The sequence below is a fragment of the Streptacidiphilus cavernicola genome (genome assembly GCF_042510955.1).
Lineage (GTDB): Bacteria > Actinomycetota > Actinomycetes > Streptomycetales > Streptomycetaceae > Streptacidiphilus > Streptacidiphilus cavernicola.
Map to the genome: position 1 here is coordinate 68,027 of NZ_JBHFAB010000006.1, position 15,460 is coordinate 83,486.

A 15,460-nucleotide genomic window follows, 5' to 3' on the forward strand; every position below is an offset into this window, starting at 1 on the left:
CGGTGGGCTAGCCCTTCTCGAAGCGGAAGCCGACGCCGCGCACGGTGGTGATGTAGCGGGGGCTGGCGGCGTCGTCGCCGAGCTTCTTGCGCAGCCAGGAGATGTGCATGTCGAGGGTCTTGGTGGAGGTCCACCAGGTGGTGTCCCAGACCTGACGCATGATCTGCTCGCGGGTGACGACCCGCCCGGCGTCCCGGACCAGGACTCGGAGCAGCTCGAACTCCTTGGCCGAGAGCTGCAGCTCCTCCTCGCCGATCCAGGCCCGGTGCGACTCCACGTCGATCTTCACCCCGTGCGCCCCGGTGGTCAGGTCGACCGTGCCGCGCCGGAGCAGGGCCCGGACCCGGGCCAGCAGCTCGGCCAGCCGGAACGGCTTGGTGACGTAGTCGTCGGCGCCGGCGTCCAGGCCGACCACGGTGTCCACCTCGTCGGCGCGGGCGGTCAGCACCAGCACCGGGAAGCCGTGGCCGTCGGCGCGCAGCCGGCGGCAGACCTCAAGGCCGTCCATGCCGGGCAGCCCGAGGTCGAGCACCAGGAGGTCGATGTTGCCGCCCTCCAGCCCCGCCTCCAGAGCGGAGGGGCCGTCCTCGCGCACCACGACCTCGTACCCCTCGCGGCGCAGCGCGCGGGCGAGTGGTTCCGAGATGGCTACGTCGTCCTCGGCGAGCAGTACACGGGTCATGCCCTGATCGTAGTGCGCATGACGGCAGATCAGGGCGCGCTCCGACGCGGGTGAACTCAGTCACAGCCGAAACCGGGAGCCGGGACGGCCACGGGGAGAGCGACGGAGCCTTGGGCGTCATAGCGAAGAAAATCCTGTCGCATTTCCTTCGATATGCCGAATTTCTTCCCGTCGGGAGGCAGATCAACCACCGACTCCCCCTTGATCCGCTTGGGACAAACCGCACATCTACGCACGTAGCATTGCTCGGATACCCGAAAGGAACCCCCGCGATGCCGACTGTTCCCGTGTCCGCTGCCTCCGTGGCAGCGCCGCCCGCCAGCCCCGCACCCTCCGGCCGGACCTTCTTCGGACACCCGCGCGGGCTCGCCACCCTCTTCATGACCGAGATGTGGGAGCGCTTCAGCTTCTACGGGATGCGCGCGCTGCTGGTGCTCTACCTGGTCGCGCCGGTCGCCAAGGGCGGCCTCGGCTTCTCCGCCGGTACCGGGCTGGCCGTCTACAGCGTCTACAACGCCCTGGTCTACCTGCTGGCACTGCCCGGCGGCTGGGTCAGCGACCGCTTCTGGGGCGCGCGGAAGACCGTGCTGATCGGCGGCGTGGTGATCATGTGCGGCCACTTCCTGCTGGCCGTCCCCGCCGAAGGGTCCTTCTTCGCCGGGCTCGGCCTGATCGCGCTAGGCTCCGGGCTGCTGAAGGCCAACATCTCGACGATGGTCGGCCACCTCTACCCGGACCGCAACGACCCGCGCCGGGACGGCGGCTTCACCCTCTTCTACATGGGCATCAACCTCGGCGCCTTCTTCGCGCCGCTGGCCATCGGCACGGTGGGCCAGAACGTGAACTGGCACCTGGGCTTCGCCATGGCCGGGGCCGGTATGGCCGTCGGCCTGCTGCAGTACGTACTGGGCAGCCGCCACCTGAGCCCGGAGAGCGACACCGTCGGCTCGCCGCTGCCCCGCTCCGAGCGGGCCGGGCTGCTGCGGAAGTGCGCGCTGTGGACCGGCCTGGCCGTCGTCTTCTACGCGGTCGTGGTGGGCACCGGCAGCTACTCGGTCGGCTGGCTGATCTGGCCGCTGACCGTGGTCGGCATCGTGATCCCGGTGCTGGTGCTGGTCCGGATGCGGCGGGACCGGGAGCTGGACCGCGCGGACCGCGACAAGCTGACCGGTTACCTGTGGTTCTTCGCCGCCGCGGCGATCTTCTGGATGATCTACGACCAGTCCGGCTCGACCCTGAACGTCTTCGCCACCGACAGCACCGCCAACACGCTGTTCGGCTTCAACTTCCCGTCCAGCTGGTTCCAGTCGCTCAACCCGATCTACATCATGGCGCTGGCCCCGGTCGTCGCCTGGCTCTGGATCCGGCTGGCCAGGCACGACCGGAACCCGGGCACGGCAACCAAGTTCGCCATCGGGCTGGTGCTGATCGGCGCCTCCTTCGGGGTGATGATGCTGGCCATCGCCGCGGCCTCAGGCGGGGCCGAGGTCAGCCCGCTCTGGCTGGCCGTGGTCTACCTGGTGCAGACCGTCGGCGAGCTGTGCCTCTCGCCGGTCGGCCTGTCGGTCACCACCAAGCTGGCGCCGGCCAAGTACACCAGCCAGATGATGGGCATCTGGTTCCTCGCGGTCACCGTCGGCGACTCGGTCGCGGCGGTGCTGCAGCAGCTGCTCGGCGACTCCTTCCTGGGCACCGCCTCGTTCGCGATCCAGGGCGCGGCAGCGCTGCTGGCCGGGTTCGCGGTGCTGATGTACCGCCGGACGATCAAGGGGCTGCTCGGCGACGTGCGGTGACGACGTGGCGACAGCCGGCTGTTGACGGTGGGTCAGCGGGAGCGACGCAGTCTGCGCCACGGCGTCAGCACCGCGACGGCCGCGCCGACCAGCAGGACGGTTCCCCCGGCCAGGCCCAGCGCCTGGACGGTGGAACCGTCCCCACCGGTGGCGGCGAGGTCGCCGCCGGTCGTGGTGCTGCTGCCGGTGCCGCCGGTGGTCCCGGTGCTGCCGCCGGTGGTCGTGCTGCTGCCGGTCGTGCCGCTGCCCCCGGTCGTGCTGCTGCCGCCGGTGGTCGTAGTGCTGCCGCCGGTGGTGCCGCCGCCGCTGCTGCCCGCGCCGACGGTCAGGGTGAGGCTCACCCCGGGCGTGCCGGACGGCTTGCAGGAGGTGTCGGTCGGGACGATGTAGTCCACGTTGATGTTGTACGCACCAGGGCGGAAGGTCACCGACCCGGCCTTGGTCAGCTTCACGCTCGCGGTCATCGCCGACAGCTGCATCGGTGAGTTCTTCTTGGTCGCCGGGTTGCTCTTGGGGCCCTTCGCCGACAGGCTGCCGCTCTGCGCGCCGCCCATGGTGATCGTCCCAGTGGGCGTCACCACGTTCGCCGGGAGGTCGACCAGGCCGGGGTTGTTCGACGCGGCCTTGACGGTCTTCCAGGTGATGGTGACCGTGTCGCCGACCACCGGCGAGGACTTGGAGCTGCTGAGGTCGGCGATGGTGGTGCCGTGGATCACCGGCAGGCCGGAGATCTTGGGCGGGGTGCAGTCGGTGGCGTAGCTGACGTTCGCCGCCTCGGCCTGCCCCGCGTCGAGCGCGAGCGTCGCCGCCGAGACGGTGAGGAGCAGGGCCCAGGTGAAGCTTCTGCGGTGCGCGTACACGTCTCAGTTTCCTTTGCTGGGGGTCGGGTGGACGGGGAGCCGCACGGTGCCCGGTGGGAACCAGGGCAGCGGAAGCGAGGGCGGCGGTTCCGCCGGGGCCAGGACCGGGAACGGGTGCCGCCGGGCGAGCAGGTACAGGCCGGTCCTGAACAGCCCCACCGGCACCACCAGGTAGAGCAGCGCCCAGAACAGCAGCACTCCCCACGGGCGCGGCAAGCTGTTCTGACGGGTCGCCAGTTGATGTCCGGCGTAGTCGAGTTCGGCGGTGTAGCGGCCGTGCGCGGCGAAGGCGTAGTCGACCGGGACGGTGATCTCCTGCCGGGCGCCGGGCCCGATCGTCCCGGTCCACTGGATCTCCTGCCAGGCCGGGGCGAACACCCCGTGCGAGATGCCCAGCCGGAACACCGGGTTGGCCACCGCGGTACTGCCGAAGTTGGCCACCAGCACCCGCAGGTCGCGGTGGGCCGGGGCGCCGAACCAGTTCATCGGGCCGTCGGAGCCGTCGAGTTCGGCGGTCAGCGCCAGCAGCTTGGCGGGCTGCGGCGCGATCGGCACGGTGGCCACGCCGAGTACCGGGAACGGGGTGTCCAGCACCAGGTCGGCGCCGGTGACCGAGGCGATGTGGATCACGCAGGGGCAGGGCTTGGGCGGTGCGACCACCGGCAGCCGGACGGTGAAGGTCCCGTTGGCGGCGGGGGTGACGGCCCGTTCGGAGGTGCTGGCGCAGCTGTCGGTGCCGCTGATCGCGTTCTGGCCGCAGAGCAGCACAGTGAGCAGCGTCCCGACCGGCCAGCCGGCGCCGGTGACGGTGGTGGTGCCGCCGGGGGGCGCGGAGTCGGGGTTCAACGCGACGGTGCCGTGCCCGCCGGGTGCCGCGGGCGCGGGTGCGGCGGGCGCGGGGACGGGGGTGGGCGCGGCCATCGCGGGCGTCGGTGCGGCGAGGGACAGCAGGACGAGCAGCAGCGGCGCCGCGAGCGGCAGCCAGCGGCGGCCCCGGCGAGCAGTCCGGCGAGCCCCGCGGGCCGGGTGGGCCCAGCGGGCCGGGTGGGCCCAGCGGGCCGGGTGGGCCCAGCGGGCCGGGTGGGCCCAGCGGGCCGGGTGGGCCCAGCGGGCCGGGTGGGCCCAGCGGGCCGGGTGGGCCCAGCGGGCCGGGTCCGGGTAGGCCCCGTGGGCCGTCACGCCGCTGCTCCGACCCGTACGCGGCCGTCGCCGCTGCCCTGGGGGTGGTCGCCGGTCCGCCGCCGCTTCCGCAGCTTCAGGAGCAGTACCAGGAGCGCGGCCAGCAGCAGTACCAGGCCGACCAGGTACCAGGGCACGGCCAGGAACCCGGCCCCGGCGTGCCCGGAGATGTCCGCGCCGCTCACCGTCACGGTCAGGCTGACATGGTCGAACTGCGGCGGATGCGGCCAGGGCGCGGTCAGTTGGACCGACTGCCCCGGCAGCAGGTCGATGCCGAGGTCGGTGGGCCTGGTGCTGAGCACCGTCCCGCCCAGCCAGCCGGTGGCCTTGAGGCTGAGCGCCGGGTGGACGGTGACGTTCCCCTGGTTGACCAGGGTGTAGTGGATGGTCGCCGTGGACCGGCCCAGACCGGGCACCAGCGGTGCGCTGCGGTCGACCGTCACGTTCCTGACGCCCAGCGCCGGGACGGCGGGACCGGAGACCCGCAGGTAGATCCGGGCGCCGACGGCCCGCTTGATGCCGACCGCGACGCTGCCGTTGCTGCTGGTCCCCTCGATCGCGGTGTCCAGTGCGACCACCGCCCCCGAGTGGTCCCCCGGCTCGGCCCCGGCCGGGACGGTGAGGGTGAACGGGACGTCTGCGCGGGTGTGCGCGGGGACGGTGAGGGTGTTCTTCGCCAGGTGGGTCCAGGCGCCGACGCCGGTCTGCTTCTGGTCGGCGGAGCGCAGCGCGAAGCCGCCGTCGCGCGGGGTGTTGTAGGCGTCCGCGCCGTAGAGCTGGAAGGTCATCGGCCGGTCGGAGAGGTTGGCGACGGAGACCTTGTCGTGCACGGTCGTGCCGGGGGCGGCCTCCAGGTAGAAGAACTGCCGGTCCGGGGTGAGCGAGGCGCTCCCGGCGGCGTTGGGCTGCGGGAAGACCGACCAGGTCCCGTTGTCGGCGGCGGCGGCCGTCCCACCGCCGCCGACGAGGGCGAGCCCGCCCGCGGTGAGCAGGAGGGCAGTCAGCAGCCGCAGGAGTGTCAGCGCACGGCGGTACATCGGCGGTCCTCCATCGACGCGAGCAGGGTGCGGGGGGGGGGGGGGGGGGGGGGGGGGGGGGGGGGGGGGGGGGGGGGGGGGGGGGGCCCCCCCCCACCCCGGGGGCTCAGGCCAGGGTCAGCGTGAGCGTGGAGCTGTAGTCGCCCGGTGCGGTGAACGCCGGGATGTTCAGCGAGAGGTCGGCCCCGACGCTGAACTGACCGCCGGTCAGCGCCGCGGCCGGGGCACTGGCCAGGGTCGCGCCCGCGGTGCCGACCGCGCCCGGGGAACCGGCCGCGCAGGTGCTGGGGCTGCCCGCGGTGGTGCTGCAGGAGGGGGTCCAGCTGAGGTTGGCGGCCGGCAGGGTGCTGGTGCCGGGGCCGGTGAAGTTGGTGTTGCTCGCGGTGAGCGACCAGCCGCTGGCGCCGCCGCGGTCGTCCTTGACCGTGACGGTGTTGAGCGCGCCGGTGGACGCGCCCCCGGCGCTGAAGTCCACCGAGGTCATCGTGACCGTGTCGCCGGCCTGGCTCATGGTCAGGTCGCCGCCCTTGACCGTGCTGGTCAGGGTCTGCGCCGAACCGCCCGGCGGGACCACCGAGGTGACGCTGAACGGCACCGGCGGGGCCGCCGTCGCGGGGTCGTACTGCGCCCCCTCGAAGGCGATGATCCCGGTGGTCGCCGCCGCGGTGACGGTCAGCTGCGCGGTGAACGCGCCGTTGGCGTCGGTGGTGGCGACGGCCGAGTCACCGGTCGCGGTCTGCCCGCTGAAGCCGGCCACGATCACGCCGCTGTCGGCGGTGAACCCGGTGCCCTTGACGGTGACCTGGGTGCCGGCCGGTCCGGAGCCCGGGTTGTCGGTGATGGCACGGTTGTTGGGCACCGTCGCCGGTCCCGCGGTGATGGTGTTGGACACCCCGGCCGGCGGGGTGTCGATGGTGCAGGGGGTGTCCAGGTTGATGATGTAGTTGGAGTTGATGTTGTAGTTGCCCGGGGTGAGCGTGATCGCCCCGGAACCGGTCACCGTGAAGGTGCCGGTCATCTTGAACTCCGGGAACGGCGCGTTGCCGGGCACCGGCGGGTTGGTCCTGGTGCCGCTGACCGCCACCGAGCCGGTCTGCCCGCCGCCGAGGACCACCGTGCCGGTCGGCAGGATGGTGTTGGCCGGAAGGTCGGACGCGGTCGGGTTGCCCGAGGCGGGCTGGATCACGTCGTAGGTGACGGTGACCGTGTCACCGGCCTTGGGCGTGGTGTTGTCGACGCTGATCTCGGCCTGGGTGGTGCCGTGGACGGCCGGGACGACGCCGGGGGTACAGGTCGTCGCGAAGGAGACGGTGCTCCCGGGGGTGTCCGCCTGCGCCTGGACCGCGAGTGCCGTCGGGGCCGCCACCAGCAGCGCGACGACGGTCAGCCGAAGGCCGCGCCGGCGCCGGGGTGGAGTGGTTCCGAGGGGTGGTGCTGTCGAGTGCGACACGTTCCTGGTGCCCCTTTCGGTGAGGGTACGGCCACCGCCACGCCCGCTGCGTGGCAGCCGTCTCGGACACCGCGGTGCCGCCCTCCCGGTCGGTGTGCACCAGGACTACTCTTCGATCGGCGCCACGGTGCCGTACGGGCCGACCGCCCTTGTTCTCCCAGCAGTGGACGGGGCGGCCGGTCCGGTGCTGCCGCTTATTGACGACCCGTCAGATTTAGAAGTCAAGGCACAGGACGGATCTGCGCGGCAACCGAAAGCCCGCCTGACGATGCGTCAGGCGGACTGCGGAGGGCTCTTTCAGACGCTCCGTCAGACAACTCGGCGGCCTGCCGACCAGACTCCGGCGACCAGTGGCACCCCGGGCCGGTAGGCCAAGTGCACATGCGAGGGCGCGTCCAGCAGTACCAGGTCTGCTCGGGCGCCGACCGCCACCCGGCCCACGTCGGTGCGCCGCAGCGCCGCCGCGCCGCCCGCAGTCGCGGACCACAGCGCCTCGTCCGGGGTCATCCCCATCTCCCGCACCGCGACCGCGATGCAGAACGGCACCGAGGTGGTGAAGCTGGAGCCCGGGTTGCAGTCGGTGGACAGCGCCACGGTCGCGCCCGCGTCCAGCAGCCTGCGGGCGTCCGGGTAGGCCGCGCGGGTGGAGAACTCCGCGCCCGGCAGCAGCGTCGCCACCGTCGTCCCGGCGGCGTCGGCGAGCGCGGCCACGTCGGCGTCGGACAGGTGGGTGCAGTGGTCGGCCGAGGCGGCGCCGAGTTCCACCGCGAGCCGCACCCCGGGGCCCTCGGTCAGCTGGTTGGCGTGCACCCGGGGGGTGAGCCCGCGCCGCGCCCCGGCGGTGAGGACCGCCCGTGCCTGGTCTCCGTCGAACGCGCCGCGCTCGCAGAAGACGTCCACCCAGCGGGCGTGCGGGGCGCAGGCGTCCAGCATCGGTCCGGTGACCAGGTCGACGTAGCCGGCCGGGTCGTCGGCGTATTCGGGGGCGACCACGTGGGCGCCGAGGTAGGTGGTCTCGTCGGTGTGCCGTCCGGCGATCCGCAGCGCGCGGGCCTCGTCCTCGACGGTGAGGCCGTAGCCGGACTTGCACTCCAGCACGGTGGTGCCCTGCCGCAGCGCCTCGGCGACGTAGCGGGCGACGTTGGCGTCCAGCGCCTGGTCGGTGGCGGCCCGGGTGGCGGCGACGGTGGTGCGGATGCCGCCCGCGGTGTAGGCGGTGCCGGACATCCGGGCGTTGAACTCGGCGGTGCGGTCCCCCGCGAAGACCAGGTGGGAGTGCGAGTCGACGAAGCCGGGCAGCACCGCCCGCCCGGCGGCGTCGAACACCCGGTCGGCGCCGGTGGGCGCGGCGGCGGCCGGGCCGACCCAGGCGATCCGGCCCGCCTCCAGCACCACGGCGGCGTCGGCGAGCAGGCCCAGCGGGCCGCCGGACCCGGCCTCCGGGTCGTTGGTGACCAGGCTGCCGATGCCGGTGACCAGGGTGCTGCCGGTGTCGCCCGCGCGGTCGGCGGGACGGGGGTCAGTGCTGGTCACGGGCGGTGGCTCCCTAGCGCGGAGACGGCGTCGGCCAGCGCCGCGCCGACGTCGGGGACGGTCTGGTGGACTCCGTCGCGGACCACCGCCCTGCCGCCGACCACCACGTCCCTGACGTCGGCGGCGGTGGCGGCGAAGACCGCGGTCTCCGCGCCGAGGCGGGGGTCGGGCCCGGCGGTGCGCGGGGTGTCCAGGGCGACGGTGCAGAAGTCGGCGAGCGCGCCGGGGGCGATCCGGCCCGCCTCGGGCCAGCCGAGCGAGGCGTGGCCGTCCTCGGTCGCCGCGCGCAGCAGCGCCGCCGCGGTCCAGTGGCCGCGGCGCTGGGTGGCCAGCCGCTCGTTCAGCTCCAGCGCCCGTGCCTCCTCGAACGGGTCGATCACCGCGTGGCTGTCGCTGCCCAGCGAGATCCGGCTGCCCGCGTCGGCCAGCTGCCGGGCCGGGCCGATGCCGTCGGCCAGGTCCCGCTCGGTGGTCGGGCACATGCAGACCACCGCGGAGGCGGAGCTGAGCAGCCCGATGTCGGCGCCGGTCAGGTGGGTGGCGTGCACGGCGGAGGTGCGCGGGCCCAGCACGCCTTCCCGGTCCAGCAGTTGAGTGGGTGTCAGCCCGTGGGCGGCCTGGCAGGCGTCGTTCTCCGCGGTCTGCTCGGAGAGGTGGACGTGCAGCGGGGCCGCCCGGTCCGCGGCCCAGCCGGCCACGGTGCCCAACTGCTCGGCGGGCACCGCCCGGACGGAGTGGACGGCCGCCCCGAGCCGGGCGTGCGCGCGGGGCTTGAGGTCGCCCGCCCGCGCCGCCCAGGCGTCCGCGTCGCCGTCGCTGAAGCGCCGCTGGTGCCGGTTGGGGGCCTCGCCGAAACCGGCGGCGAGGTAGCAGGTGTCCAGCAGGGTGATCCTGATCCCGGCCCGCGCGGCGGCCTCGATCAGCGCCTCGCCCATGGCGTTGGGGTCGTCGTAGCGGGCCCCGCCCGGCGCGTGGTGCAGGTAGTGGAACTCGCCGACCGCGGTGATCCCGGCCAGCGCCATCTCCGCGTACACGGCGGTGGCCAGCGCCAGGTAGCTGTCCGGGTCCAGCGCGTCGGCGGTCCGGTACATGGTGTCGCGCCAGGTCCAGAAGGTCCCGCTGCCGACCTGGACGGTGCCGCGCAGCGCCCGGTGGAAGGCGTGCGAGTGGGCGTTCGCCATCCCGGGGAGCAGCAGCCCGGTCAGCACGACGGCACCGGCCGGGGCCGGGCCGCTGTCCGGGGTGACCGAGCCGATCCGGCCGTCCGCGGTCACCGTGACCAGCACCTCGGACTCGACCACCGGGTCCAGCCAGGCGTGCGCGGCCCAGAACTGCCGGGTCACCGGCATGTCAGCTCCTCCAGGACGTCGGCCAGGGCCGCGGTGCCGGCCAGGCAGTCGGCCTCGTCCGCGCGCTCGCTCGGGGAGTGCGAGACCCCGGTCGGGTTGCGGACGAACAGCATCGCGGTGGGGATCGCCGAGGACAGGATGCCCGCGTCGTGGCCCGCGCCGGTCGGCAGCACCGGGGTGCCGGGGCCGAGCAGCGCCGCCAGCCGGTCCCGCAGCGGGGCGTCGAAGTCCACCACCGGGGTGTAGGACTCGCGGACCACCTCGGCCCGGACGCCGTCCCGTTCGGCCCGTTCGACCGCGGCCGTCGCGATCTCCTCGACCAGCGCGGTCAGCGTGGCCTCGTCGGCCGCGCGGGAGTCCAGCCAGCCGCGGACCAGCGAGGCGATGGCGTTGGTGCCGTTGGGCTCCACGCTGACCTTGCCGAAGGTCGCCAGCGCGCCGCGCAGCCTGGCCTTCTTGCGGGCGGCGAGCACGGTGTTGGCGTAGCTGAGCATCGGGTCGCGGCGGTCGTCGAGCCGGGTGGTGCCGGCGTGGTTGGCCTCGCCGTGGAAGTCGAAGCGCCAGCGGCCGTGCGGCCAGATCGCCGAAGCCACGCCCACCGGGTGCGGCGTCTCGGCCAGGAACCGGCCCTGCTCGACGTGGAGTTCGACGTAGGCGGCGATCCGGGACAGCCGCTCGCCGTCCTTGCCCAGGGCGGACGGGTCCTGCCCGGCCGCCTCCATCGCGTCGGGCAGCCCGACCCCGTCGGCGTCGCGCAGCGCGAAGGCCTGATCCTTCGTCAGAACCCCCGCGCTGAGCCGGGAGCCGACGCAGGCGACGCCGAAGCGGGCGCCCTCCTCGTCCACGAAGTTGGTGATCGCCAGCGGGCGGACCGGGGCGAAGCCGCGCTCGCGCAGGGCGTCCAGCGCCGCGAATGAGGAGACCACGCCGAGCGGGCCGTCGAAGGCGCCGCCGTCCGGGACCGAGTCCAGGTGCGAGCCGGTGACGATCGCGCCGTCGGCGGTCGGATCGCCGTACCAGGCCCACTGGTTGCCGTTGCGGTCCAGCTCGTAGGCCAGGCCGCGGTCGGCGGCCTGCTGTTGGAACCAGGCCCGGCACTCGGCGTCGGCCGCGGTCCAGGCGTGCCGCCGGTACCCGCCGGACGCGTCGAAGCGCCCGACCGGCAGCAGCTCGGCCCACATCCGGCGATGGGCGTCGGCGGCGGAGCCGAGCCTCTCGTCGACGTTCACTGGCCCTCGCGCATGGGGACGCGCACGCCGCGCTCGGCGGCCGTGGCCTCGGCGATGTCGTACCCGGCGTCCACGTGCCGGATCACGCCCATGCCGGGGTCGTTGGTGAGCACCCGGCGGATCTTCTCGCCCGCGAGCGCCGTGCCGTCGGCGACGGTGACCTGTCCGGCGTGGATGCTGCGGCCGATGCCGACGCCGCCGCCGTGGTGGATGGACACCCAGGACGCGCCGGAGGCGACGTTGACCATGGCGTTGAGCAGCGGCCAGTCGGCGATGGCGTCCGAGCCGTCCAGCATCGCCTCGGTCTCCCGGTAGGGGGAGGCGACCGAGCCGCAGTCGAGGTGGTCCCGGCCGATCACCAGCGGGGCGGAGACGGTGCCGTCGGCGACCAACTGGTTGAACCGCTCGCCCGCCTTGTCCCGCTCGCCGTAGCCGAGCCAGCAGATCCGGGCCGGGAGGCCCTGGAAGTGGACCCGCTCGCCGGCCATCTTCATCCAGCGGGCCAGCGACTCGTTCTCCGGGAAGAGGTCGAGCACGGCCTTGTCGGTGGCGGCGATGTCCTTGGGGTCGCCGGAGAGCGCGGCCCAGCGGAACGGGCCCTTGCCCTCGCAGAACAGCGGCCTGATGTAGGCGGGGACGAACCCGGGGAACTCGAACGCCCGGGTGTAGCCCGCGAGTTGCGCCTCGCCGCGGATGGAGTTGCCGTAGTCGAAGACCTCGGCGCCCTTGTCCTGGAAGCCGACCATCGCCTCCACGTGCTTGGCCATCGCCTCGCGGGCCCGGGTGGTGAACTCGGCAGGCTTCTCGGCGGCGTAGCTCGCCATGTCGTGGAAGTCCACGCCGATCGGCAGGTACGCCAGCGGGTCGTGGGCGCTGGTCTGGTCGGTGACGATGTCGATCGGCGCGTCCATCGCCAGCAGCTGCGGGACCAGCTCGGCGGCGTTGCCGAGCAGGCCGATGCTCAGTGGCTTGCGCTGGTCGCGGGCCTCGACGGCGAGCTCCAGGGCGTGCTTGAGGCTCGATGCCTCGACGTCCAGGTAGCGGTGCTCGATCCGGCGGGTGATCCGGGACCGGTCGCAGTCGATGCAGATCGCGACGCCGTCGTTCATGGTGACCGCGAGCGGCTGGGCGCCGCCCATGCCGCCGAGCCCGGCGGTCAGGGTGATCGTGCCGGCCAGGGTGCCGTTGAACTTCTTGGCGGCGACGGCGGCGAAGGTCTCGTAGGTGCCCTGCAGGATGCCCTGGGTGCCGATGTAGATCCAGGAACCGGCGGTCATCTGCCCGTACATGGTGAGGCCGAGGTGCTCCAGGCGGCGGAACTCCTCCCAGTTGGCCCAGTCGCCGACCAGGTTGGAGTTGGCCAGCAGGACCCGCGGGGCCCACTCGTGGGTCTGCATCACGCCGACCGGGCGGCCGGACTGGACCAGCATGGTCTCGTCCTGCTTCAGCGTCTGCAGGGTGCGGACCATCGCGTCGAAGGAGCGCCAGTCGCGGGCGGCCTTGCCGGTGCCGCCGTAGACCACGAGCTTGTCGGGGTGCTCGGCGACCTCGGGATCGAGGTTGTTCATGAGCATCCGCAGGGCGGCCTCCTGCTGCCAGCCCTGCGTGGTGAGGGCGTTGCCGCGGGCCGCCCGTACCGGTCGCGGGCCGCTCGTGTGCTGCGTCATGGCTCTCCCGGCCTCTCGGTGGATACATCCATTCAGACGTTTCTTCTCTGAAGATAGCCAAACATCCGACACGGCACCAGAGGCCTGCTGTCCACTATGACCGCTTGATGGCGTTATCGACCATATGCTGACAGCTACTGCCTCCGCGTCTGCGGACGACAGAGAGGAGAGCCTCGTGGGCCCTGTGGAATTCCTGGTGCTCGCCTTCCCCGGCGAGCAGGTCGGCGCGGACGTGGTCACCCCGCTCGTCGCGCTCCAGCGCACCGGCGGCGTACGGGTGATCGACACCCTCGCCGTCACCAAGGCGGCCGACGGCAGCGTCCGCGCGGCCGAGTTGAGCGAGTTCGAACACCTGAAGGACCTGGTGGCCGGCGGCGACCCGGTCAACCTGATGGGCGAGGAGGACGCGGCCGAGGCCGCGGAGCTGCTGGAGCCCGGCAGCAGCGCGCTGCTGGTGCTGATCGAGCACGTCTGGGCGACCGAGGTCGCCGAGGCGTTCCGCGGCGCGGGCGGCCGGGTCGCCGCGTCGGTGCGGATCCCGCCGGAGCACATCGACGAAGCGCACCGGGCGCTCGCCAACGCAAGCTAGGGAAGGCCGCCACCATGTTCCGACCGATGCGACCCGCCGTCGTCCGCCGCCCGGTGGGCGCTCCGCTGCTGCGCGGCGCGCTGGTCGGCGGCGCGGCCTACGGCATGGGCCGACGCGCGGCCCGCAACGCCGACCAGGACGCCGCCCAGGACCAGGCCATCGCCGACCTGGAAGCCCAGAACGCCCGGCTCCGGGCCGCACAGGCGCCCGCGGCGCCGTACGCACCGGCCGCCCCGGCCCCGGCCGCGGGCGGCGACGACCTGGCGGGCAAGCTGGCCCAGCTCGGCGCGATGGTGCAGCAGGGCCTGCTCACCCCGGAGGAGTTCACCGCCGCCAAGGCCAAGCTCCTCGGCTGAGCCCCGCTGCTCACCCAGACCGCGGTGCCCCCGGAGTCTGCGCCGGGGGCACCGCACTTCCATGGCTGACGGACGGTCAGCGGGCCCGGCCCGCGCCCTTGACCACGGGGCGGCGGACCTGGCCCGCGGCCGGTCCGGTGGCGGAGAAGGGGGCGATCCGGCTGCGGCGGCCGAGCAGGCGGCCGTCCTCGGTACGGGCCCAGACCAGGGTCTCGTGACCACGCTCCCAGCGGGCCAGCAGCTGGGTGGCGCAGAACAGGCCGACGCCGTAGCCGAGGACCAGCATCCCGGCGGCGGGCCCGCCGAGCAGTCCGAGCGCGGCGGTCGTAGACATCCCCACCAACAGCCACAGCGAGTTGCCACGGGCCAGCCGGTGCCGGGTCTCGATCGGCGGCTCGGTGGTCACCGCGAACGGGGCCCGCTCCAGGGTGTTCGCCCTGGCGGTGTACCAGCGGTACCGCTGCAGCAGTCCGACCAGCGCGAACACCACGAACGCGGCGAGGCCGACCAGCGCCCCGTGCCTGCGGCCGGTCAGGCTGGGGACGGCCAGCCCGGCCACGGCGCCGACGGCGCCGATCCACAGCAGCGTGCGCGCCACCGTCCCGCGGATGACCACCACGCGCGCCAGTGCATACGTTCCGCGCATCGGAACCCTCCCGACCATCGAATCGACACGACCTGGCGGGACCCTAGCGACCGAAGGTGAGGACTACCTGAAAGCGGCGGCGGCCACCGCCCCCCGGCTCAGCCGACGAAGAGGCCGCGGGCGCCCGCGGCCTGCTCGAAGTCCTCCAGCCGGGCCACCGAGCCGGGCAGCTCGTCGCACATCGCCTGGAGCAGCACCCGGCCCAGCATCATCGGCGCGCACGCGGTGTCGAAGATCAGGCTGGAGCCCACCGCCGCCGGGAGCATCAGGTCGGTCAGCCCGGCGACCGGGGCGAACGCGCTGTCGGCGACCGTGATCACGGTCAGCCCGGCCCGCTTGGCCGCGGTCAGCGCGTCCAGCAGCTCGCGCGGGTGCCGCGGCAGCGCGAAGCAGATCAGCGTGGTCGCCCCGGCCCGGACCGCCTGCTCGATCCGGTCCAGCAGCATGCTGCCGCCCTCGTTCAGCAGCCGGACGTCCGGGTGCACCTTCGCCGCGAAGTAGGCGAAGCCGTGCGCCTGCGCGGCCCCGGCCCTGAGCCCCAGCACCAGCAGCGGGCTGGAGGCGGCCAGCAGCGACGCGGCCCGGAGCACCGGCTCCGGATCCGCCAGCACCGCGGCCAGGTGCTGCAGATTGGCGATCTCGGTGAGCACCGCCTGCTGCTGCTCGTTGCGGACCACGTCCTGCGCGGTCTCGCGGCGCGCCCCGGCCGCGTCCGGGTCGCCCAGGCCCAGCTCACGCAGCTGTCGGCGCAGGGCGGGGTAGCCGTCGTAGCCGAGGGCGACCGCGAACCGGGTGACCGAGGGCTGGCTCACCCCGGCCAGCTCGGCGACCTCGACGCTGGACAGGAACGGCGCCTCGGCGGCGTTCCGCACGAGGCAGTGGGCGATGCGGCGCTGGGTGGGCGTCAGCCGGTGTCCGTCGAACAGGCGGAGCAGCCTGCCGGAGGGACCGGGGGCGACCGCCTCGGCCGGAGCGGGCGGCGGTGTGGTGGGCATCGCACTCCCCTCCTGGTCTGGACTGGTGGCTGATGATCCGGACATTCACTCTGCGTCGACTCTGCATGACTCCATGCAGAGTCGGCAAGTCCCGT

The 15,460-nt window shown here is 73.5% G+C and carries 14 protein-coding genes; 3 read left to right on the forward strand and 11 right to left on the reverse strand.

Going from position 1 to position 15,460, the window contains the following annotated elements; genetic code table 11:
* Positions 1-7 precede the first annotated feature (7 nt).
* Positions 8-682, reverse strand: coding sequence for a response regulator transcription factor (locus ACEZDE_RS10035; RefSeq protein WP_030264200.1), 675 nt, complete (start codon positions 680-682; stop codon positions 8-10).
* 272 nt (positions 683-954) lie between these two features.
* Here ACEZDE_RS10035 and ACEZDE_RS10040 point away from each other — a divergent pair, with 272 nt between their 5' ends.
* Positions 955-2,475 carry a peptide MFS transporter gene (locus tag ACEZDE_RS10040; RefSeq protein ID WP_380534697.1) on the forward strand — a complete coding sequence of 507 codons (1,521 nt, stop codon included), beginning with the start codon at positions 955-957 and terminating at the stop codon, positions 2,473-2,475.
* Between the two features lie 32 nt (positions 2,476-2,507).
* On the opposite strand, the gene ACEZDE_RS10045 is transcribed toward ACEZDE_RS10040, so the two are convergent.
* The 8 genes from ACEZDE_RS10045 to hutU form a co-directional block, all read right to left on the reverse strand.
* A complete protein-coding gene (locus tag ACEZDE_RS10045) occupies positions 2,508-3,335 on the reverse strand; it encodes a hypothetical protein (protein WP_380534699.1) in 828 nt (275 codons plus the stop codon).
* Between the two features lie 3 nt (positions 3,336-3,338).
* Entirely contained in the window at positions 3,339-4,514 is a 1,176-nt protein-coding gene (locus ACEZDE_RS10050) for a hypothetical protein (RefSeq protein ID WP_380534701.1), read from the reverse strand.
* Positions 4,511-5,551, reverse strand: a complete 1,041-nt coding sequence (locus ACEZDE_RS10055) for a WxL protein peptidoglycan domain-containing protein (protein WP_380534703.1) — start codon at positions 5,549-5,551, stop codon at positions 4,511-4,513. The genes ACEZDE_RS10050 and ACEZDE_RS10055 overlap by 4 nt, the downstream gene beginning before the upstream one ends.
* Before the next feature lie 106 nt (positions 5,552-5,657).
* A complete protein-coding gene (locus ACEZDE_RS10060; RefSeq protein WP_380534705.1) occupies positions 5,658-7,001 on the reverse strand; it encodes a WxL domain-containing protein in 1,344 nt (447 codons plus the stop codon).
* Positions 7,002-7,310: 309 nt separating this feature from the next.
* Positions 7,311-8,534, reverse strand: a complete 1,224-nt coding sequence (gene hutI / locus ACEZDE_RS10065) for an imidazolonepropionase (protein WP_380534707.1) — start codon at positions 8,532-8,534, stop codon at positions 7,311-7,313.
* The gene (locus tag ACEZDE_RS10070) at positions 8,531-9,883 is read right to left on the reverse strand and encodes a formimidoylglutamate deiminase (protein WP_380534709.1); all 1,353 of its coding nucleotides are present in this window, start codon (positions 9,881-9,883) and stop codon (positions 8,531-8,533) included. Before ACEZDE_RS10070 ends, hutI begins: the two co-directional genes overlap by 4 nt.
* Positions 9,874-11,064, reverse strand: coding sequence for an allantoate amidohydrolase (locus ACEZDE_RS10075; protein ID WP_380535121.1), 1,191 nt, complete (start codon positions 11,062-11,064; stop codon positions 9,874-9,876). Before ACEZDE_RS10075 ends, ACEZDE_RS10070 begins: the two co-directional genes overlap by 10 nt.
* Positions 11,065-11,108: 44 nt before the next feature.
* On the reverse strand, positions 11,109-12,779 hold the full coding sequence (gene hutU, locus ACEZDE_RS10080) for a urocanate hydratase (RefSeq protein ID WP_380534711.1): 1,671 nt from the start codon (positions 12,777-12,779) through the stop codon (positions 11,109-11,111).
* A 175-nt stretch (positions 12,780-12,954) separates the two neighbouring features.
* On the opposite strand from hutU, the gene ACEZDE_RS10085 reads away from it, so the two are divergent.
* A complete protein-coding gene (locus tag ACEZDE_RS10085; protein WP_380534713.1) occupies positions 12,955-13,368 on the forward strand; it encodes a DUF6325 family protein in 414 nt (137 codons plus the stop codon).
* Positions 13,369-13,394: 26 nt separating this feature from the next.
* On the forward strand, positions 13,395-13,724 hold the full coding sequence (locus ACEZDE_RS10090; RefSeq protein WP_380534715.1) for an SHOCT domain-containing protein: 330 nt from the start codon (positions 13,395-13,397) through the stop codon (positions 13,722-13,724).
* Positions 13,725-13,800: 76 nt separating this feature from the next.
* On the opposite strand, the gene ACEZDE_RS10095 is transcribed toward ACEZDE_RS10090, so the two are convergent.
* Both ACEZDE_RS10095 and ACEZDE_RS10100 read right to left on the reverse strand, forming a co-directional pair.
* A complete protein-coding gene (locus tag ACEZDE_RS10095) occupies positions 13,801-14,370 on the reverse strand; it encodes a hypothetical protein (protein ID WP_380534717.1) in 570 nt (189 codons plus the stop codon).
* Between the two features lie 98 nt (positions 14,371-14,468).
* Positions 14,469-15,365 carry a MurR/RpiR family transcriptional regulator gene (locus ACEZDE_RS10100; protein WP_380534719.1) on the reverse strand — a complete coding sequence of 299 codons (897 nt, stop codon included), beginning with the start codon at positions 15,363-15,365 and terminating at the stop codon, positions 14,469-14,471.
* Positions 15,366-15,460: the final 95 nt, after the last annotated feature.